Genomic DNA, 20,083 nt, shown 5'->3' with positions numbered 1-20,083 from the left:
CTTCCGTACGCAGACCCAGGAACGCGTCTATCCTGATGACCGATCGCCCCATTCCCAGCACTGCACCCTTCAGTGAAGAAGACATCTCTCTTCTCAATCGGGTGATCGCCCCGTCCTCGCCGGTGCAGCGGGCCTGGCTTGCCGGGTTCCTCGCAGGGTTGGATGCCGGCGCAGGTGGTGCGCAGCAGCCTGCGCCGGCGCGCTCCTCCAAGCCTGCCGAGCCACTCACGATTGTCTTCGCCACCGAGTCCGGCAATTGCGAAAAGCTTGCCGCAGATACCGCGAAGGCCGCCCGCAAGAGCGGGTTCAAGCCCACCATCATCGACATGGCGGATTTGACGCCGGAGGATTTGACCAAGGCAAAGAAGCTCCTCGTCATCGCCGCGACCTGGGGCGAGGGCGACCCGCCGGCGCGGGCCGTGCATGCCTATGAAATGCTGATGAGCGATGCCGCACCGCGCATCGAGGGCACGCAATTCGGCGTTCTCGCGCTCGGTGACACGGCCTATGTCGATTTCTGCGCCATCGGGCGTAATCTCGATGAACGCCTGGAAGCTCTCGGCGGCACGCGGATTGCCGATCGCGTGGATTGCGACCTCGATTTCGCCGGCCCGGCCGCCGGCTGGATCGAAGCCAGTCTGGAGAAGATCGCGCCTGCCGGCGCGGCGGACGCCGGCCATGTCATCGAGGTGGATTTCGGCGCGCGACAAGCCGTCGCCTCAGAAGCGCCGATATCCGCCGAGGTCGTGGAGCATATCAACCTCAATTCGTCGCGCTCCGACAAGGAGACGTTTCACGTCGCGTTCGGCTTCGAGGAGCCCCTTCCCTACGAGCCCGGCGACGCGCTCGATATCTATCCCGTGAATGACCCGGCACTGGCCGACGAAATCCTTGCCGCCACCGGCCATGCCGGCAATGGCGTCCTGCGTGACGAACTGATCCGCGATCGGGACATCACCACTTTGTCGCTCAAGACATTGGAGAAGTTCGTCGCCGCAACCGGCGATGCGGACATCAAGGCGTTGATCGACGGCAACCATGCGCGCAACTGGATCGCGGGCCGCCAGCTGGTCGATCTCGTCACCGCCCATCCAGTGCCGCTGTCCGTCGAGCAGGTCTATGACATCACGCGGCCGTTGGCCCCACGGGCTTATTCCATCGCCTCGTCCCGCAAGGAGTTCGAGGACGAGGTGCACGTGCTCGTGGCCGCGGTCCGCTACGAGGCGCATGGCCGTGCGAGGGCGGGCGTCGCCTCCTCCTATATCGCCGACCGCCTGAAACGCGGCAGCGAGGTCCGCGTCAAGTTGAAGCCCAACAAGCATTTCCGCCTGCCGGAACCGGACCGCGACATCATCATGGTCGGTCCCGGCACGGGCGTGGCACCTTTCCGGGCCTTTGCGCAGGAACGCCGAGCAATTGCCGCACAGGGCCGCAATTGGCTGTTCTTCGGCGACCGCCGCTACACCCACGATTTTCTGTACCAGCTGGACTGGCAGGACCTCGCCAATGACGGCTATCTGCATCGGATCGACGTGGCCTTCTCACGCGATCAGCCCCACAAGGTCTATGTTCAGGATCGGCTATGGGCACGCCGCCACGATCTCGTCGACTGGCTCGACGGCGGCGCCAAATTCTACGTCTGCGGCGATGCCAAGAACATGGCCAAGGACGTGCGAGCGACCCTCGTCAAGGCCTTCGCCGACGTGAAGGCGCTCACGCCCGACGCGGCCGAAGCTTCCGTCCGCGCGCTCGAAACCGAGAAGCGCTACCTCTCCGACGTGTACTGAGCGCCATGACCGACAAACCTCTGGCCCGCAATGAAGGCCTCAAGACCGAATCCCATTATCTCCGCGGCACTCTCGCGGAGGGGCTGGACCGCGAGATCACGGGCCAGATCACCGAGGACGACCAGCAGCTCGTCAAATTCCACGGAATGTACCTCCAGGACGAGCGCGACCTGCGTCACGAGCGCGCCCGCAAGAAAATGGAGCATGCCTTCTCCTTCATGATCCGGGTGCGCATTCCCGGTGGCGTGACGACACCGGCGCAATGGCTGGCGATGGACAAGATCGCGCGCGAATACGGCAACGGCACCATGCGCCTGACCACGCGCGAGACGTTTCAGCTCCACGGGGTCATCAAGTTCAATGCCCGCGCCGCGATCAAGGCGCTGGATGAGGTTTTGCTCGACACCATCGCCGCCTGCGGCGACGTCAACCGCAACGTGATGTCGGCTTCGAACCCGCACCAATCGGGCGCTCATCAGGCCGCCTACCAACTTGGCAAGGCCATCTCGGACCATCTTCTGCCGCGCACTGGCGCTTATCGCGAGATCTGGCTCGACGGCAAGAAGGTTTTGGGCGGCGAGGCCGAGGAGCACGAGCCGCTGTACGGGCAGACCTATCTGCCGCGCAAATTCAAGACGGTGATCGCCGTCCCTCCGCAGAATGACGTCGACATCTTCGCCCACGATCTCGGCTTCATCGCCATCCTCGACAAGAAGGGAAAGCTGCAGGGCTGGAACGTCACGGTCGGCGGCGGCATGGGCATGACCCATGGCAACACGGCCACGTATCCGCGCACGGCCGACGTTCTGGGCTTCGTGAAGCCGCAACACGCGCTGAAGGCGGCCGAAGCGGTGATGACCACACAGCGCGATTGGGGCGACCGCACCAACCGTGCCCATGCCCGCGTCAAATACACTGTAGAAGATCGCGGGCTTGATGCCTGGCGCGAAGAGGTCGGCCGCCGCATCGGCGTGCCGCTAGAGGCGCCGAGGCCTTTCCAGTTCACCGGCACGGGCGACAAATACGGCTGGGGCACAAGCGATAACGGCCGCTTTCACCTCACCTTGTTCATCGAGAACGGCCGCATCAAGGATTGGCCCGGCGGCCCCAGTCTGATGACGGGCCTGCGCCGTATCGCCGAGATCCATGACGGCGAATTCCGCATGACGTCGAACCAGAACGTCATCATCGCCAACGTTTCTCAGGAAAAACGCGCGGAGATCGAGGCGCTGGTGGCCGAACATGGCCTGACCGACACGGCGTCAGCTGTCCGCCGCAACGCCATGGCCTGCGTAGCTCTGCCTACCTGCGGCCTCGCGCTTGCGGAAAGCGAACGCTACCTGCCCAGCCTCATCACCCATTTCGAGGGGCGGCTTGCCGCACTCGGCCTGGAAAACGAGGAAATCGTAGTGCGCATGACGGGCTGCCCGAATGGCTGCGCCCGGCCCTATCTTGCCGAGATCGGCTTCGTCGGCACTGGCCCCGGCCGCTACAATCTCTATCTCGGGGCGGCCTTCAATGGGGAGCGTCTTTCGAAGCTCTACCAGAAGGACGTCAACGAGGATGAGGCCCTCGCAGCCCTCCAGCCCTTGTTCGAGGATTTTGCGGCAAACCGTGAGCCGGGTGAGCATTTCTCGCATTTCGTCATTAGGCAGGGCTACGTGGCGGCGACTACGAACGGCGCTGATTTCCATCAGAACACAGGTCCGCAGCGTCCGGCCGCGTAAGCACTCCGACCGTATGCGCGCATTGGGGAAAAACGGGCCTGCGACATTCTGTCCACTCGCGGCGCAGGACGCGCGTCCTCACTCTTTCGATGTCGTTAACAATCGAAAGGAGGTGATCCAGTGTCTCATTGTCTTTCCCCGCGTGCGCTGGTCATCGCGGCCTGGACTGCCTCTCTGGACGTCTCTGCCGCCTGAGCTGCGTGATTGCGGTTGATCCGCAGCGCGGTATGACAATGGAAGGGCTGCCCGCGAGGGTGGCCCTTCTCATTTTCAGGAGAACCGATGTCCGGCCCCATAATCATCTTCATCGATGCCGATGCCTGCCCCGTGAAGGACGAGGTTTATCGGGTTGCCGGGCGTTATGGTCTCAAGGTCTTCGTGGTCGCAAACGCCTTCATCAACGTGCCGCGCGATCCCCTGATCGAACGCGTCACCGTGCCTGCTGGCCCTGACATTGCCGACGACTGGATTGCCGAACGTGCCGCGCCCGGCGCAATCGTCGTCACACAGGATGTGCCGCTCGCCGCGCGATGCTTGAAATCCGGCGCTGAGGTGGTCGGCAACAATGGCCGCCTCCACACCACCGCGTCGATCGGCATGGCGCTCGCCACCCGCAATCTGATGGAGGATCTACGCTCGGCCGGCGAGCAGACGCGGGGCCCTCGCCCCTTCGCGCCGAAAGATCGCTCCGCCTTCCTCCAGGCACTCGACAGCGCCGTCGTGCGCCTCAAACGGGCCGGTTTTGCCTGAACGTGCAAATCGGCATTAATAATTTTTAATAAAAAATAGGCCGTTTTGAGAACAGAAGGCCGTGATTGGGGTGCGCTGCATCGTCTTCGTCTCTAAGACACGGACGTCATGGACTTCCCGACGCTCTATATCGTCATCTTCCTCAACGCGCTGGCGCTCTGCGGAATCTGGGGGGCGATCGCGTTCACCTACCGCGACCTGACCGCCGCGCGTTATTGGCTTGCGTCTTCCGCGCTCGCTGTCGGGAGCGGAACCGTTCTGTCCCTCGATGGCGGCAGCGGCTCCTTCCTGCCCACAATTCTGGCCAATGCCCTCGCTCTGCTCGGTCTGTTCAGCGTCTGGATGGGCGCACGCGTCTTTCATCGCAAGCCGCCTGGGTGGCGGACAGCTTTGATCATTATCGCCCTCTGCGTGGCGGCCATGGCCCTGACGTTCCATACCTGGTGGGGTCGCAACCCATTCTTCACGGGCTCGCAGGCGCTGCCCATGGCAATGACGGCGGTCCTTCTCCTCAGAAAGCGCCCATTCTCCCTCGGTGCCACGATGAGCGCTGTCGCGCTGCTGATCGGAGCTGCGGCGAACGGGGCTGTCGCCGGGGCAAATGCCAGTCTCCTGACGGACTGGCCGCTGAATCAGAACACCGTGGCGCATCTCGCCAGCCTGAACCTTGCCTTGCTGATCTTCTCAATGGTGGTGTCGAATTTCGGCCTCGTCGTGATGACGGTCGATCGGCTGCGAGGGGAACTCACCGAGCTTGCGGCGCAGGACCCGCTGACGGGGCTGCGTAACCGCCGCTTTCTCATGGAGCACCTTCACACCGCCCTGAGGCATGCCCGGCAAACCGGCACACCGCTAGGACTGATGATCCTCGACCTCGACCGCTTCAAGCCTATCAATGACGGTTTCGGCCATGCTGCGGGCGATGCCTGCCTCGTCCATGTGGCAAACGTGATCAAGCAGCGCTTGCGGCCGGGAGACGTGTTTGCCCGGTTTGGCGGCGACGAGTTCTGCATACTCCTGCCGGAATGTTCTGCAGAAGACGCCACGCTCCTGGCCTCCGACATTGTAAGGGCCGTTCCCGCCGCCCGCTTCACCTGGCGAGACCGGCACTTCACGCTCGGCCTCAGCATCGGCATCGCGATCACGGAGCCTAATTCGGACCGGATCGTTGAAAGCCTGTTCGAGGATGCCGATGCGGCGCTTTACGATGCCAAGATGCGCGGCCGCGGCCGAATTTCACTTTATAGCCCCGATATCGCTCTGAAGTCCGCTTAAGACTGAGTGCTTACAATCCCTTCAGACGATCCGGCAGCTCGCGGATCAAGGCGTTGCGCGTCCGCACGCCTGCTGTCGTTTTCTCTTTCCGCTCGTCTTGCGTCAGACGCACGAACACAATCGTTCGGCTCTTCTTCTTCGCCCAACCGACGAACCAGCCATAACTTCGGGAGAAATCCGCCTTACCATCAGCACCGATGGGCGCTCCAGACCCTGTTTTGCCGTACAATGCCCAGTCGCCGGCTAACATGGACTGGGCGATCAGGCGCTCCGTCATGTCTCGCGCTTGACGGGTGATCGGCAGATCGCCGCGCACGAGGCGGGCGAGAAAGCTCGCCTGTTCCAACGGCGAGATCCTGAGAGACGAACTGATCCAGGCCCGCGTCAGCCCGTTGCGCTTTCCGGGATCACCAGAGACATCCGCATTGCCGTAACGAAACGACTTTACGTAATTCCCGAAGCGCTCCTCACCCAGCGCGCGCGTCAGTTGCTGAGAGTACCAGACGACCGAATTGGCCATCCAGGCACTGGGATCGGTGGTCGTTCGCCAAGACTGCATCCAGTCCGGATATCCCTCTTTGAAAGGCCATGCGGGATCATGCAGGTCTTTCAGCAAGCCGGCGTCGAAGCCCATCGCGCTCAAAGCGATCTTGAAGGTCGAAGCGGCGGTCACCCGCTCGTCGCAGGCGGAGCCTTCCCGAGTGAGCACCTTGCCGGTGTCCGCATCGACAAAAACCGTGCAAAGCGTGGCGGCAGAAGCCGGTGCGAGATTTGCCGATAGTCCTAGACACGCAAAGAAACAGGCCGAGGCAATCAGGCGTGTTGCTTTTGCCATCAGCCGAACGCGCCTACTTCGTGGGTGATGGCCGCGCCGATTTCCCGCACCATGGCAAAGCTCCGGCCGATCGGTTCGAAGATCGCCTGATGCTCCTTGGCGTAGGATGCGGCCGCGCGCGGGCCGTGCGGCTCTCCGAAATCACGCCCGGCGGTCGGATCGGCCTGGTTGGGGAAGATTTCTGAGAGGGCTGTAAGAGCGGGCGGCACTTCGAGCTGCAACAACCGCAATTGCAGCGCGTCCCGCGTGAGGCCGTGACGCGGCGAAAAATCCGGAATTGCGGTTGCCGTCAGCCATATCCGCTGGATCAAGGCAATGCGCAGCGCATGCAGCAGCATTTCGCGATCTTTCATGCGCGGCGCATCGGGCCAAACCGCGCGCAGCTGCACGAAATCCGTCTGGATCCGGCGGAACATGGCCTGGACACGAGCCGAAACATCCAGGCGGTCAAGCGCGCGGGCGACACTCACGAGATCCTTGGCGTCACCCGGGTCGTGCAGATGGGCGGCACGATCAAGCCAGGGACCGGGATCGAGCAACGCGATCGTCGCGCGCAACACGTCGAGATCGGAATGAAGGAGCGCGTGCCGGACGAAATCGAGCGAGCGGCGAAAACGCGGGCTGCGCGTACTGAGTTCGAGAAACAGCTCCGGCTGCCGGGCCGCAGCCGCCCCCACCCCCTGAAGCGTATTGGCGCACCAGCCGAGCTGCTGCAGGATCGCGTTGTTGAGGATCGCCCGGAGCTCTCGCGGATGCTTGATCACGGTCGGGCCGGTCAGCCCATCATTCTGCCGCACGGCAGGGCGTGATCCCGTTGGGTCGAGCAGAGCGGGGCCAAACGCTCCGAGCAGCGCTGCATAGCCTGGGTCCTCGACGAGTTCGTGCATAGCCGCGCCGATAGTGGCGAAGAAATCGGCCGCGAAATCGGCTTCCTGATAGATGGGATCGTCCCCGGTCGGCAGGACGTCGAAGGCATGTTCCGCGATACGGGCGATGGAAGCCATCGCCAGCTCCGGCGTTCCGAACAAAAGATAGCCGTCGCCGCCCTGAAACGAGCTCTCGTTGCGCTGGAAGATGCCCGTGCGCGCGAAGGTAGCGCGGCTGGCCGAGGGCGACAGGTATTTCAGCCGGTCGGCCAGCGAGCCGGGATGCGAACCGCGGCCGATACTGTCGCCATGAGTGTCGAACAGGATCAATTCGACGTCCGGCAGGTCGTATTTCGTCAGCAGCTCGGCAAGCTTCAACCGCAGTCGCTCGATGAGAAACGTCGCGGCAAGCTGGCCGATATACCGGCCTGAATCGGAATAGCCGAACTGGATCGACAGCTTCTTCGTCTCGCGCAGATAGGCGCGGTAATGCGGGCTGCGCAACGCCTCCTCGATAGCGCGCGATCCTTGCTCCAGGGCCTCCGCAGTCTCGAACAGCGGGCTGATCTCGATATGCTTCTCGACGCCGAACAGCTTGGCCAGCCACAGGGCCGACAGCAGCGTGTAGCCGCTTTCCGTTTCCGCGATGAGGAAACGGATCGGCGCTTCACCGTCGATATGCTTGGCGATCTGAGCGACCGTCATCATCAGCTTCGTGGCTGAAGCCTGTTCGGCGAGAATCGCACCGAAATCGACTGGAACCGGGCGAACGCGATCCAAAGCACTGTTCACGGCCGCCAGCAGGACACGGCGGCGGAACGGGTCGGCCGGCGGATCTTCCAACCCGAGCCTCAGACGCGCGGCATTGTGGATCTGTGCCGCGTTAAGGCGCACATGGGTGTTGGCCAGAGACATCCCGTGCGATGCCAGGCCCGCGCGCGCCACCGAAAGGCCGAGCTGGTCGTCCGGATCGGCCTCGGCAATTGCCTGCTCGAAGAGATCCATCAGGGGTTCCGTGCCGACGAGCGCCTCGTCACGGCCGTCGATCAGCTCGGCCGCAAAATCGGCCACCACGTCGGGGTCGGCACGATCGGGCGCTGCATCGATCTGGCTCTCGACCCGGCGCAGCGCCAGCTCCAGCCGTTCGACCAGCTTCCCCGCCGTCGGGAAAGCCCTGAGCGTATTTTCCAGCCGCGTCAGTTGCAGATGCTTCATGCGCAACCGCAGGCGCAGCGTGTCCCACCAATTGATGTCGACGCGGCCATCGGTATCGTAGCCGACCCAGCTGGCGAGAATGACCGCTCGCGGCACGATCGACGTCCATTCCTCCGGCCAGATACGACGTGCGGCCGCGAGAAGCGCCAGATTCAGCTGATCGATGGCATCGCGACCATTGGTAATGGCCGTGATCGCCTGGTTGAACTCGTCCTCCAGCGTGGGCACCTGGGGGCGGTGTGATGCGAAATGGGACACGTCCTCGTGCCCACAGGCCTGCTCTGCCAAAGCCTTCAGCACCGGCGCAGGCGCCGAGAACGTCGGATGCGCGGTGAAGACAGCGGCAAACCGGGTCCGCTCGAACTGGGCCCGGTTGCGGGTAAGGCCGCCGGGCTTGGCATCCTTACCCGTCAGCCGGCCCGCCAGCTTTTCATAGGATTGCCGCGACGCGTCGGCATTCGTCCCGCCGACATAATGCGCCAGCCTCTGTGCCCGGTCCCGGAACGCTTCGTCACGCAGGACGCCGATCACACGCCCAATCTCATCCTCGCTGAGCTTGCCGTCTTCGATCCTGCGGGAAATGGCCAGGGCGATGGCGAGCACGGGATTCCCAAAGGGATCTAAGTCCGCACGCTCGCGCAGATTTTCCGTGAGTGTCAGCAGATCGGACACGGAAGACCGGGTCGTCTCGGCGTGGTCGGCGTGGTCCAACATCTTTTGCTCCACCAGGAAGGAGGCCCCACCGCTGGTGCGGCCGGCAATGATCCGCGACACCCGGCGCGTACTACAGACCCAGCATCGGCGCCAGACCAAAGATGGGACAGGCAAGCATCGGGCCGCATTCCCCACAAGGCACGGCCGCAACAGCCGGAATCGCTTGCATGCCCTGACCGCTTCGATATTCCTTGCACCGTGATCGTCCTCTCCTGCCCCTCAACCGACTGCTGCCCGCGGGCCTGCCATTCCGAGGGCGCGTTTTGAGGCGTCAGCTTTCGCTTTTTGCGCTCGCTCTGCTTGTGCCGATGCTTGCCTTCAGCGGCTTCATCCTGGCCCAATTTGCGACGAACGCACGCGAACACCTGGAGGATGAAGCGTTGGCCGGCGCGCGCCGCGTCTCGGTTTCAATCGACAGAGAGGTTGCAAATCTCATTGCGGCCCTCGATGTGCTGGCGCTTTCCCCTTTGCTCACGACAGGAGACTGGGCCGCCTTCCAGGCTCAAACCCAGCCCTTGGGGCGCTCGCAAGGTCTCGCGGTGATCCTGCGGGATCTTTCCGGACAGCAGATCGTCAATGGCCGCGTTCCATATGGCCAGCCTTTGCCAAGCTTCCATATTGCCGGGGAGGAGGCCGCATGGAGTTCGGGTGCGCGCTTCTACGTTTCCAACGTTTACCGCGGCCCCCTTTCCGGGAAACACCTGTTCTCCGTCACCGTGCCCATCCTGGTGGAAGGTCGGCCCAAATATTATCTCACTCTGAGCCTGCCGGTAGATCGTATCCACGAAATCGTCCTGAAGGAGCAACCCTCCGCAGCCTGGACGGTGACCATCATCGATCGCGAGGGCGCTATCCTTGTGCGCAATCAGGAGCACGAGACCCATGTGGAGCAGCGTGCGGCCGATGATCTGCTGAATGCAACCTATGCCCGAGAGGGGACATGGCGGGGCGACGCGCCGAATGGCCAGCCCATCTTCGGCGCCTATGCACGCAGCGCCTTTGCGAACTGGCGCGTGGCAGTGACGATCCCGGAGGGAGTGCTTGATGCGCCCTTGCGCCAGTCTCTGCTGCTGTTCGCGGTCGTCGGCAGCGTGCTCGTCATTCTGTCCTTCCTCGTCTCCTCATTCTATGCGCGGCGCATCGTGCGGCCGATGAAACAGCTCGCTCGCAACGCGGGCGCTCTGGGACGGGGCGATCCTGTAACCCACGTCGAGTCGATCATTCCGGAAGTTCGCCAGATCGGCGATGCCCTTGTGGAAGCGCACAGTTCGCTGCACGAGCGCGAAAGACTGCTCCGGAATTTCAACACCACCCTCGAACAGGAAGTCAGCGCCCGAACGGCTGAGCTCGTGCAGGCAAACGAGAAGCTGATCGCAGAAGCAGAGCAACGCGAACGCGTCGAGCAGCAATTGCGTCAGGCCCAGAAGATGGAGGCAGTCGGCCAGCTGACCGGAGGCATCGCCCACGATTTCAACAACCTCCTCGCCGTGATCACCGGTAACCTCGATCTGATGACACGGCGTCTCAAAATGGGACGGTTGAATGTGGAGCGGTTTGCAAGCAGCGCTCTTGACGCGGCGAACCGGGCGGCGACCCTCACCCATCGCCTGCTAGCATTTTCACGCCAGCAGCCTCTGAATCCCGAACCGATCGATGCCAATCGCCTTGTGGCAGGTATGTCGGAACTTCTTTCGCGCGCATTGGGCGAGGAGATCGAGGTCGAGACGGTGTTGGCGGGTGGCTTGTGGCGCTCTCACGCTGATCCAAATCAGCTTGAAAGTGCGCTGCTCAACCTCGCGGTCAACGCGCGAGATGCCATGGGCGGACGTGGTCGCCTGACGGTTGAAACCTGCAACGCCCACATCGATGACCTATACGCCACAGAACACGGAATTCCGGCGGGCCAGTATATCCTGCTGGCCGTGACGGATACTGGCGAAGGCATGACGCCCGGCGTCATGGCGCGGGCCTTCGAACCCTTCTTCACGACCAAGGGCCCCAGCCAGGGCACCGGGCTTGGGTTAAGCCAGGTCTATGGCTTCGTCCGGCAATCGGGGGGCCATGTGAAAATCTACAGCGAGCCCGGCGAGGGCACGACGGTGAAGATCTACCTGCCCCGTTTCTACGGTTCGGCCGGCAATCTGGACGTTGCCGAAGCGGCGAACGAACTTGCCACCGGCAATGAGACGATCCTGCTTGTCGAGGACGAAGACAACGTCCGCCGCATCAATGTCGAGACTCTTCGGGAACTGGGTTATCATGTGTTCGAAGCCGAGAACGCGAAAAGCGCTCTGGCGATCCTTCAGGCCGAACCCGGGGTAACGCTTCTTTTCACCGACATTATGCTCCCTGAAACCAATGGCCGGAAACTGGCCGATCAGGCGCTGACGTTGCGTCCCGATCTCAAGGTGCTGTTCACCACCGGCTACACTCGAAATGCCATCGTCCATAACGGCGTCCTCGACCCGGGCGTCCATTTGATACCGAAGCCCTTCACGATCCACCAATTGGCGGCGAAAGTGCGTGAGGTCCTGACAGAAGCATCTCCAACAGAGCGGCCGGAAGGAGATTGATCGATGGGTTTGCTGCGTGTGTTGCTGAGCGCGATCCTGTCCGTGTGGGCAATCCCATCCTTGGCTGCCTCACCCACCCCCGCTGTCAATGCCTCCGAACTCTCGCTTTTCTGGGGCGTGCCGTTTGTCGGCGTCCTGCTGTCGATCGCCCTTTTTCCGCTGCTGGCCAGCCAGTTCTGGCATCATCATTACGGCAAGGTTGCTCTGTTCTGGGCTCTGGCGTTCCTGGTGCCTTATTCAGCCGTCTTTGGCCCATCGACCGCCCTTGCCGATCTGTCGCATGCGGCGCTGCTGGAATATCTGCCCTTCATCATTCTGCTGTTCGCTCTTTTCACCATTTCAGGTGGGCTGCTGGTCGTTGGAAACCTCCACGGCAGCCCGGGAGTGAACACGGGTTTGCTCGCGACAGGCACGATCCTGGCCAGCTTCATCGGGACGACGGGCGCATCCATGGTGCTCATCCGCCCGCTGCTGCGGGCAAACGACAATCGCCGCCACAGCGTGCACGTCGTCATCTTCTTCATTTTCCTGGTTTCGAACATCGGCGGCTCGTTGACCCCTCTTGGCGATCCGCCCCTGTTCCTCGGTTTTCTTCAGGGCGTCCATTTCCTGTGGCCCGCGCAGCATCTGGCACCCGAAACCTTGTTTCTCGTCATGAGCCTGCTCGGTCTCTTCTACCTGATGGACCGCTACTTCTTCGCCAAGGAGGGGGCTCCCCAGCGATCCGACCCAACCCCGGACACGCCGCGCATCGCTGTGATCGGCCTCGTCAACCTGCCTCTTCTCGCAGGCGTCGTCGGCGCGATCCTGATGAGCGGATTGTGGAAGCCCGGCGTCAGCTTCAATGTATTTGGAACCCCCGTCGAGTTGCAGAACCTCGCGCGGGACATGATCATCATCGCGCTCGCTTTGGTGTCGCTCTGGATCACGCCGGCCGACGTTCGTCGGGGAAACGATTTTGACTGGGAGCCGATCAAGGAAGTCGCTAAATTGTTTGCTGGCATCTTCTCGACGATCATTCCCGTCATAGCGATCCTGCGGGCCGGATCGAGCGGCGCCGCCGCGCCCCTTGTGGCGCTTGTCACGGCCCCCTCGGGCCAGCCGATCGACGGCATGTACTTCTGGATGACCGGCCTGCTGTCCGGCGTACTCGACAACGCGCCGACCTATCTCGTCTTCTTCAACCTCGCAGGCGGCAATGCCGGCCACCTGATGACTGAGGCGGCCACGACGCTGGCCGCGATTTCCGGTGGCGCCGTCTTCATGGGAGCGCTGACCTATGTGGGCAACGCTCCTAACTTCATGGTGCTCGCCATCGCCCGAAGCCGAGGCGTGCCGATGCCGTCCTTCTTCGGCTACATGGCGTGGTCGGTCGGCATCCTTATCCCGTTGTTCGTGTTGCTTACGCTGATCTTCTTTCGTCTATGATTGCGCGCGCCTTCCGAGCAAGTTCCGCCAGCGTCTTTCGGAGATCGCTCGAATTCGTGATCCGCTGGGGAAAGCAAAGATAACGGACATCGCTTCCCGACGAGAGCTCGCAGCCTTCCGGGTCGAGGCCATCGATCTGCCAGGACGATCCCTGCGGCGCTCCGAGCAAGGTTTCGGCATACAAGGCGATCGCGTCGGAATGGTCGGCGTTCATATGCTCGACGGCCCCCTCCTCGGCCTCGAGAAGCGTCGCGGCATCGTCTATTGGCCCAATCACGGCCTCACGTGGCAAGGTTTCGATACGACCGAATCCCGCGACCAGATGGGCGCTTTCTGGCTCCAGGCGGAATATCCGAAAGTCGGGAAAACCCGCGTATGAGCGAGCCGAGGGCTGCCGGGCGAGAAAACGACGGCGATTTTCGGTGTCAGGATCCGGAGCGATGGTCCCGATCAGTGTGACCCTTGGAGCAGCGAGCGGATCTCCCTCTCCCAGTCGCTCCACCAGAAGCGACACCTTATTGTCGGCCTCGATGTTCTGGGTATGGCGGGCGAGGTTGGAGAGCAGCAACAGGGGTGCGCCGGAAGCCGATGTCGCAAGAGACACAAGGGATGCGTATGGAAAACCCGACGCACGATCGCGCGTGGCTAGAGCCGCCCTGCGACCGCACCGGACCACCTCGCGTGCTACCTTCGCGGCATCCCAGTTCGACTGATCCGTTGCGCTTGTAGACATCGCCATGAGACCTTTCATCAGCAAAAGTTGATTTTTGAGGGGAAACAGCTAGTTTTACCGGTCAATTCGCAGCCGTTGCTCCTCCATCCTGCTCTTGACGAGCCCCGGCCTTATTTCGGCCATGCGTGCCGCGTTCAAGGCCTCTTTCTATAGGGTGAGGCAACAAGAGGCTTACATGCCAACCATCGCTCTGGTCGACGACGACCGCAACATCCTGACGTCGGTTTCGATCGCTCTCGAGACCGAGGGCTATCGCATCTCAACCTATACCGACGGTGCCTCAGCCCTCGAAGGCCTGAAGGCCAACCCGCCCGACCTCGCGATCTTCGACATCAAGATGCCGCGCATGGATGGAATGGAGCTCTTGCGCCGCCTGCGGCAGAAGTCCGAACTTCCCGTCATCTTCCTGACGTCCAAGGACGAAGAGATCGATGAGTTGTTCGGGCTTAAGATGGGCGCCGACGATTTCATCAAGAAGCCCTTTTCCCAGCGCCTGCTGGTCGAAAGGGTCAAGGCGGTGTTGCGCCGTGCCGCGGCGCGCGATGGCAACGCCCCGATGAAGACCGGCGAGAGCAGCGGCAAGGCGCTCGAGCGCGGTAATCTCATGATGGATCCGGAGCGTCACACCTGCACCTGGAATGGCGAACCGGTCACACTGACGGTTACCGAGTTCCTGATCCTTCAGGCTCTGGCCACACGCCCTGGCGTGGTGAAGAGCCGCAATGCCCTGATGGACGCGGCCTACGACGACCAGGTCTATGTCGATGATCGCACCATCGACAGCCACATCAAGCGGCTGCGGAAGAAGTTCAAGGCGGCCGACGACGATTTCGACATGATCGAAACCCTTTACGGCGTCGGGTATCGCTTCAAGGAAACCTGACACCGCGCGAAACGCCCGCATGACGGTCGAAACCACTGGAAGCACGGGTCTGGCATCGGAAACCGCGCAAACCGTTCGCCGTCGCCGCAGGCGGCAAGGCCGGCTCATGCGTGTGCTGGATCGGTACGGCTTTTCCAGCCTGACGCGCCGTATCGTCGTGCTGAACCTGGCGGGCCTCGTCGCGCTTCTGTCGGGGATTCTTTATCTCAATCAGTTTCGTGCGGGCCTGATCGACGCGCGCGTGCAAAGTTTGCTGACGCAAGGCGAGATCATCGCCGGCGCGATCGCGGCGTCGGCAACGGTCGACACGAACTCGGTATGGGTAGACCCCGACAAGCTGATGAACATCTCTCCCGGAGAGATGAGCCTGTCACGCAACGACACCATCGAAAACCTCGATTTCCCGATCAATCCGGAGCGCGTGGCGCCCATCCTTAGGCGGCTCGTAACCCCGACCCGGACGCGCGCCCGAATTTATGATGGTGACGGACAGCTCCTGCTCGATTCCCAGAGCCTGTACAGCCGGGGCGATGTCCTGCGCTTCGATCTGCCGTCCCCACAGACGACGGCGGCGAAGCCCTTCATTCATCGCATGATCGAAGACATCAAGGAGCGGTTCTTCCACGACGACATGCCGGCCTATGAGGACATCGTCGGGGGCAAGGGTTATTCCGAGGTGGTGCGCGCCTTGCAAGGTTCGCTGGCGACGGAAACCCGCTTCAACCGCAAGGGCGAGATGGTCGTGTCAGTGGCGGTTCCCATCCAGCGCTTCCGCTCGATTGCGGGCGTGCTGCTGCTGTCTACCCAGGGCGGCGACATTGACAAGATCGTACAGGCTGAACGCGCCGGTATCGTTCGTGTCTTCCTGGTTGCCGCGCTGGTCATGATCGTGCTCTCGGTCCTGCTGGCAAGCACGATCGCGGGGCCTATGCGGCGGCTGGCCAATGCCGCCGAACGTGTCCGCCGCCGGGTGGACCGCCGTGCGGACCTGCCGAATTTTTCGGACCGCACCGATGAGATCGGCCATTTGTCGGCCGCCTTTCGCGACATGACCGACGCGCTCTACACCCGGATGGAAGCTATTGAAGGCTTTGCCGCAGACGTCGCGCACGAGCTAAAAAACCCGCTGACGTCCCTTCGCTCCGCCGTGGAGACATTGCCGCTCGCGAAAAACGAGCAATCGCGCAATCGCCTTCTTGAGGTGATCCAGCACGATGTGCGGCGGCTGGACCGGCTCATCTCCGATATCTCCGACGCCTCAAGGCTCGACGCAGAATTGCAGCGGCATGACCTCGGGCTTGTGAATGTGGGGCAACTTCTCGAGGCGGTAGTGACGCTTCAGAATGATGTGCAACGGAATGATGATGTCCGCATCAAGCTCGCCATCAAGGGAGATGCGAAGGCGACGGAGCCTCTGGTCGTCCAAGGGAGAGATACCCGCCTCAGCCAGGTGATCACCAACCTCATCGACAATGCGCGCTCTTTTTCGCCCAGGGGCGGGGAAGTGCGTGTGTTCTGCACCAAGCTGAAAAACGATGTGGAGATCGTGGTTGAGGACGACGGACCTGGTATTCGCCCGGATGCGCTCGACCGCATCTTCGAGCGGTTTTACACGGATCGCCCGGATCAGGGATTCGGTCAGAATTCAGGGCTTGGCTTGTCGATATCGAAGCAGATTGTCGACGCACATCGCGGAAAGCTCTGGGCCGCAAACCGACTTTCCGCCTCTGAAAAAGACGAAGACGGCGAGCCAAAGATTCTTGGAGCGCGTTTTACGGTCCAGCTTCCGAGCCCCGGAAAGTGACCCAGCCGAGCATCCACGCCACCTGCGTTGCGCTGGACGGCAAAGGCATCCTGATCACGGGACCTTCGGGCATGGGCAAATCCCGCTTTGCTCACATCCTGCTGCTTCGGGCCCGCCTTTATGGATACAAGGCTGAACTAATTTCGGACGACCGAGTTATGCTTCAAAAGCATGGCCGCCATCTATTTGCGTCGGCTCCGAGTGCGATCGCAGGCCGCATGGAAATACGCGGGCTTGGGATCGCATATGTCGAACATCGGGCGTCTGCCCCTCTGGAATTCGTTGTTCAGCTTTGTTCTGCCAAAGAATTCTCCCGCCTTCCCGACGAGAGCAGCGATTGGATTGCGCTGGACGGCGTTCGCATTCGGCGGGTTCAGGCGACATCGCCGGAACTTGCGTTCGATTTGATTATAACGCTTTTAGAACACCACCAATTCAAGTTCGATGGTCACGAATCCCTTGCGCGGGGGCCTCAAGATGGAAACACTGATCTCTCTTGAAGCCGGAACGAGCGTACCGACATACAGGGCACGCTCTGAGGAATGTATGATCGGCATTGTCCTTGTGACTCACGGCCGTCTCGCGTGCGAGTTTCGCTCCGCGCTGGAACATGTCGTGGGCCCTCAACGTCAAATCGAAGCCATCATGATTGGTCCGGAAGACGATATGGAAAATCGTCGTCAAGACATCATGGACGCCTGCGCCCGCGTCGAATCAGGCGGTGGCGTGGTCGTATGCACGGACATGTTCGGGGGCACGCCCTCCAATCTCGCCATCTCCTGCATGAATGGGCGCAAGATCGAAGTCGTCGCCGGAATAAATCTTCCGATGCTCATCAAGCTGGTTTCGGTGCGTGACGAACTGCCTTTGCCCGAAGCCGTGGCACAGGCTCAGGAAGCGGGACGGAAATACATTTCCGTCGCCAGCCGGGTTCTGGCCGGCAAGTAAAAGTGCCTCCGTTCAATCCCTCCGGACGCACGTCCTCCGCGCCTCCTCCTACCACGGGCGCCCTCACTCGTGATCTGCCGATCGTGAACAAGCGCGGCCTTCATGCTCGCGCCTCGGCCAAATTTGTTCAGTGCGCGGAGCTTTATGAGGCGAAGGTCACCGTCACCCGCAATGGCGAAACGGTTGGCGGCACGTCGATCATGGGCCTGATGATGCTGGCAGCCGGCATAGGGAGCACGATTACCGTGACCGCCGAGGGCCTAGAGGCTAGGGAATGCCTAAACGCACTAACTGCGCTGATCGGCGATAAATTCGGCGAAGAGGAATAATTGACGACTATTCCGGGCTATTCAGTGCGTCTAGGAACAGAGCCGTACGGCGCCAAAGCGTTATTCGCACGGCGCCGTACCAGGAATTCAGCCCGCGACGGCGGTTGCCCGGGCAAGAACCGTTTCGGGAACCTCGAAATCGATCTCGATGATCGAAACCGAATCTTCTCGCTTCATATTGACGTTCATACGCGTCTGATCGATGGCCACGTGCTTGGCAATTGCAGCCATGATCTCTTCACGCAGCGTCGCCACGAGTTCCGAAGCGCGACCACCGTTGCGCTCGTGCGCCAGCAAAATCTGCAGTCGATCCCGGGCGGCGGTAGCTGACGTGCGGCGGGCGAAGAAACTGCGGATGTTCATGCCGCCCTCCGTCCGAAGAGCTTGCCGAAGAGGCTCTGCTTTTCCACTGGAACAGTGACGTCTCCGATCATTTCTCCACGCAGGCGACGGGCTGCTTCCGCATAAGCTACAGCCGGCTTGCTCGTGGGGCTGCTCAAGGTGACCGGTGCGCCGACATTCGAGGCCCGCAACACTTCTTCACTCTCCGGAATGATGCCTAGAAGCGGAATCGAGAGGATTTCCAGCACGTCGTCGACGGCCATCATGTCACCACGGCTGGCGCGCGCCGGATTATAGCGTGTCAGCAGGAGGTATTTCGGGATGGTCTCGCCCCGCTCGGCGCGCTCTGTCTTCGCATCCAGCAGTCCGATGATCCTGTCCGAATCACGGACCGACGAAACTTCCGGATTGCTGACCACAACCGCGAGATCCGCATGACGCATGGCGAGCGCGGCGCCGCGTTCAATGCCGGCCGGACTGTCACAAATCACCCAATCAAATCGCTCGCGCAATTCGTTGATGACCTTCTCGACCCCCTCCTCCGTAAGCGCGTCCTTATCGCGCGTCTGGGAGGCCGGCAGCAGATACAGCGTCTCAATCCGCTTATCGCGGATCAGCGCTTGGGACAGATTCGCATGCCCCTGAATGACGTTGATGAAATCGTAGACCACGCGGCGCTCGGCACCGAGAATGAGGTCCAGATTGCGCAAACCGACGTCGAAGTCGATCACGACGACCGTCTCACCCGAAGCCGCCAATGCCGCTCCCAAGGCGGCGGTCGTCGTCGTCTTTCCGACTCCGCCTTTACCCGACGTGACCACGACTACTTCGCCCATGGCGTACTTCCCCCAAAAAATTCAGCGCAGGATCGCAAGCTTGATCGCTTCGTGCTCCGACCAAGCCTGGACGGGCTGGCCTGCAAGAGATGTGTCTATGGCTTCGGCAGTCAGATAGACCGCGTCGATCGCCAAAAATTCCGCCTGGAGCTTCCGGCAGAAAATGCGGGCATGGGCGTTCCCATAAGCACCGGCAATGATACGCCCCCGAAGCGTCCCGTAAACGTGAACCGAGCCGCCCGCGATAACCTCGGCTCCAGACGCCACTGACCCAATGATCGTCACATCCCCATCAGGAAAAATAACGCTCTGACCCGAGCGGACGGCATCGACCGTCAAGGATGCTGGAGCCGGCGCTGCACGCTTTTTCGACTTGGGCATCTCGATATCGGCCGTCGTCCGGCCCCCAGCAAGAAACGGCGGCATGCCCGGCAAACTGGCCACATCTTGCGCCCCCTCAATCCCCATCGGCCGAATGCCGTGTTCGGAGAGCCGGGACAGAAGAGATGCGAGTTCCGCCGCCGACAAAGGCAGGCCCGTCACGTCGAGAACCACGGAGCGGGAAGAAAAGAAGCCCGGCGATCGCGTCCCCAGCTCCACCAGCTCCTTTAACCAGTCTTCCAAGGGAAGGGTCGGAGCCAGCACCAGCGCCAGGTATGATTTCCCACGAAATCGCAGACCCGGATGAATGGAAGCGGCAGCCAAATCAGATGTCCTTAATGATCCGTTAGTGATTAAGAATGTGCATGGTTAACGACACGTTAACATCGATACAGCTCGGGATTAATTCGAGAGCGCTGACGGGTCATTGTGGATAATTGTCAGTTCCGCCCGCATTAGATGACGCCACTCCCAGCGGTTTTGACGTTTTTGCAAAAGCGCGCTTGACAGTCTCGGACCCATTCCTTAGATAGCCACTCATCGACGCCGGCACTGACTTTCGCTGGCCGAAACCTTCTGAAAACGGTGAGCAACACCAACCGCGCAAGCGGTGAAATTGCTTCTGCCATTTTATGGAAGACGATGTTCACTGAACAT

Annotated in this window: 18 protein-coding genes; 11 read left to right on the top strand and 7 right to left on the bottom strand. The window is 61.6% G+C overall.

The features are described from left to right. Positions 1-35 precede the first annotated feature (35 nt). From ACQ6S1_RS11120 to ACQ6S1_RS11105, 4 genes are all read left to right on the top strand, one after another. Positions 36-1,787 (top strand): diflavin oxidoreductase, encoded by a 1,752-nt coding sequence (locus ACQ6S1_RS11120; RefSeq protein WP_445041288.1) that lies wholly within the window; start codon positions 36-38, stop codon positions 1,785-1,787. Beyond that, positions 1,784-3,514, top strand: a complete 1,731-nt coding sequence (locus ACQ6S1_RS11115) for an NADPH-dependent assimilatory sulfite reductase hemoprotein subunit (protein WP_445042002.1) — start codon at positions 1,784-1,786, stop codon at positions 3,512-3,514. The genes ACQ6S1_RS11120 and ACQ6S1_RS11115 overlap by 4 nt, the downstream gene beginning before the upstream one ends. Before the next feature lie 282 nt (positions 3,515-3,796). Continuing rightward, on the top strand, positions 3,797-4,264 hold the full coding sequence (locus tag ACQ6S1_RS11110) for a YaiI/YqxD family protein (RefSeq protein WP_445041287.1): 468 nt from the start codon (positions 3,797-3,799) through the stop codon (positions 4,262-4,264). A 108-nt stretch (positions 4,265-4,372) separates the two neighbouring features. After that, on the top strand, positions 4,373-5,539 hold the full coding sequence (locus ACQ6S1_RS11105) for a GGDEF domain-containing protein (RefSeq protein ID WP_445041286.1): 1,167 nt from the start codon (positions 4,373-4,375) through the stop codon (positions 5,537-5,539). Between the two features lie 10 nt (positions 5,540-5,549). On the opposite strand, the gene blaOXA is transcribed toward ACQ6S1_RS11105, so the two are convergent. Next, positions 5,550-6,374 (bottom strand): class D beta-lactamase, encoded by an 825-nt coding sequence (gene blaOXA, locus ACQ6S1_RS11100; RefSeq protein ID WP_445041285.1) that lies wholly within the window; start codon positions 6,372-6,374, stop codon positions 5,550-5,552. Next, the gene (locus ACQ6S1_RS11095) at positions 6,374-9,169 is read right to left on the bottom strand and encodes a phosphoenolpyruvate carboxylase (protein WP_445041284.1); all 2,796 of its coding nucleotides are present in this window, start codon (positions 9,167-9,169) and stop codon (positions 6,374-6,376) included. Before ACQ6S1_RS11095 ends, blaOXA begins: the two co-directional genes overlap by 1 nt. Positions 9,170-9,432: 263 nt before the next feature. On the opposite strand from ACQ6S1_RS11095, the gene ACQ6S1_RS11090 reads away from it, so the two are divergent. Further along, a complete protein-coding gene (locus tag ACQ6S1_RS11090; protein WP_445041283.1) occupies positions 9,433-11,742 on the top strand; it encodes an ATP-binding protein in 2,310 nt (769 codons plus the stop codon). Between the two features lie 3 nt (positions 11,743-11,745). Further along, on the top strand, positions 11,746-13,170 hold the full coding sequence (locus ACQ6S1_RS11085; protein WP_445041282.1) for a sodium:proton antiporter: 1,425 nt from the start codon (positions 11,746-11,748) through the stop codon (positions 13,168-13,170). Here ACQ6S1_RS11085 and ACQ6S1_RS11080 read toward each other — a convergent pair. After that, a complete protein-coding gene (locus ACQ6S1_RS11080) occupies positions 13,145-13,909 on the bottom strand; it encodes a HugZ family pyridoxamine 5'-phosphate oxidase (RefSeq protein WP_445041281.1) in 765 nt (254 codons plus the stop codon). The genes ACQ6S1_RS11085 and ACQ6S1_RS11080 overlap by 26 nt on opposite strands. A 169-nt stretch (positions 13,910-14,078) precedes the next feature. Here ACQ6S1_RS11080 and ACQ6S1_RS11075 point away from each other — a divergent pair, with 169 nt between their 5' ends. The 5 genes from ACQ6S1_RS11075 to ACQ6S1_RS11055 all read left to right on the top strand — a co-directional run bounded on the left by ACQ6S1_RS11075 (position 14,079) and on the right by ACQ6S1_RS11055 (position 17,867). Further along, positions 14,079-14,786 (top strand): response regulator transcription factor, encoded by a 708-nt coding sequence (locus tag ACQ6S1_RS11075; RefSeq protein WP_445041280.1) that lies wholly within the window; start codon positions 14,079-14,081, stop codon positions 14,784-14,786. A 19-nt stretch (positions 14,787-14,805) separates the two neighbouring features. After that, the gene (locus tag ACQ6S1_RS11070) at positions 14,806-16,590 is read left to right on the top strand and encodes a sensor histidine kinase (RefSeq protein ID WP_445041279.1); all 1,785 of its coding nucleotides are present in this window, start codon (positions 14,806-14,808) and stop codon (positions 16,588-16,590) included. Continuing rightward, complete coding sequence (locus ACQ6S1_RS11065; RefSeq protein WP_445041278.1) at positions 16,587-17,090, top strand: HPr kinase/phosphorylase; 504 nt, start codon at positions 16,587-16,589, stop codon at positions 17,088-17,090. Before ACQ6S1_RS11070 ends, ACQ6S1_RS11065 begins: the two co-directional genes overlap by 4 nt. Before the next feature lie 46 nt (positions 17,091-17,136). Continuing rightward, positions 17,137-17,538: a PTS sugar transporter subunit IIA gene (locus ACQ6S1_RS11060; protein WP_445042001.1), complete on the top strand. Its 402-nt coding sequence runs from the start codon at positions 17,137-17,139 to the stop codon at positions 17,536-17,538. Positions 17,539-17,612: 74 nt separating this feature from the next. Continuing rightward, a complete protein-coding gene (locus ACQ6S1_RS11055; RefSeq protein ID WP_445042000.1) occupies positions 17,613-17,867 on the top strand; it encodes an HPr family phosphocarrier protein in 255 nt (84 codons plus the stop codon). 87 nt (positions 17,868-17,954) lie between these two features. Here the strand turns inward: ACQ6S1_RS11055 and minE are convergent, their stop codons facing one another. The 4 genes from minE to ACQ6S1_RS11035 all read right to left on the bottom strand — a co-directional run. Then, positions 17,955-18,230, bottom strand: a complete 276-nt coding sequence (minE, locus tag ACQ6S1_RS11050) for a cell division topological specificity factor MinE (RefSeq protein WP_445041277.1) — start codon at positions 18,228-18,230, stop codon at positions 17,955-17,957. Next, the gene (minD, locus tag ACQ6S1_RS11045; RefSeq protein WP_445041276.1) at positions 18,227-19,045 is read right to left on the bottom strand and encodes a septum site-determining protein MinD; all 819 of its coding nucleotides are present in this window, start codon (positions 19,043-19,045) and stop codon (positions 18,227-18,229) included. The genes minE and minD overlap by 4 nt, the downstream gene beginning before the upstream one ends. 21 nt (positions 19,046-19,066) lie before the next feature. Then, a complete protein-coding gene (minC, locus tag ACQ6S1_RS11040; RefSeq protein ID WP_445041275.1) occupies positions 19,067-19,750 on the bottom strand; it encodes a septum site-determining protein MinC in 684 nt (227 codons plus the stop codon). Positions 19,751-19,881: 131 nt separating this feature from the next. Next, a partial coding sequence (locus tag ACQ6S1_RS11035) for a hypothetical protein (protein WP_445041274.1) occupies positions 19,882-20,083 on the bottom strand: 202 nt, incomplete at its 5' end.

This window comes from Terrihabitans aquatilis, from assembly GCF_052542005.1.
Note: the sequence above shows the minus strand (reverse complement) of the source record. Positions and strands in the feature narration are given on the sequence as shown.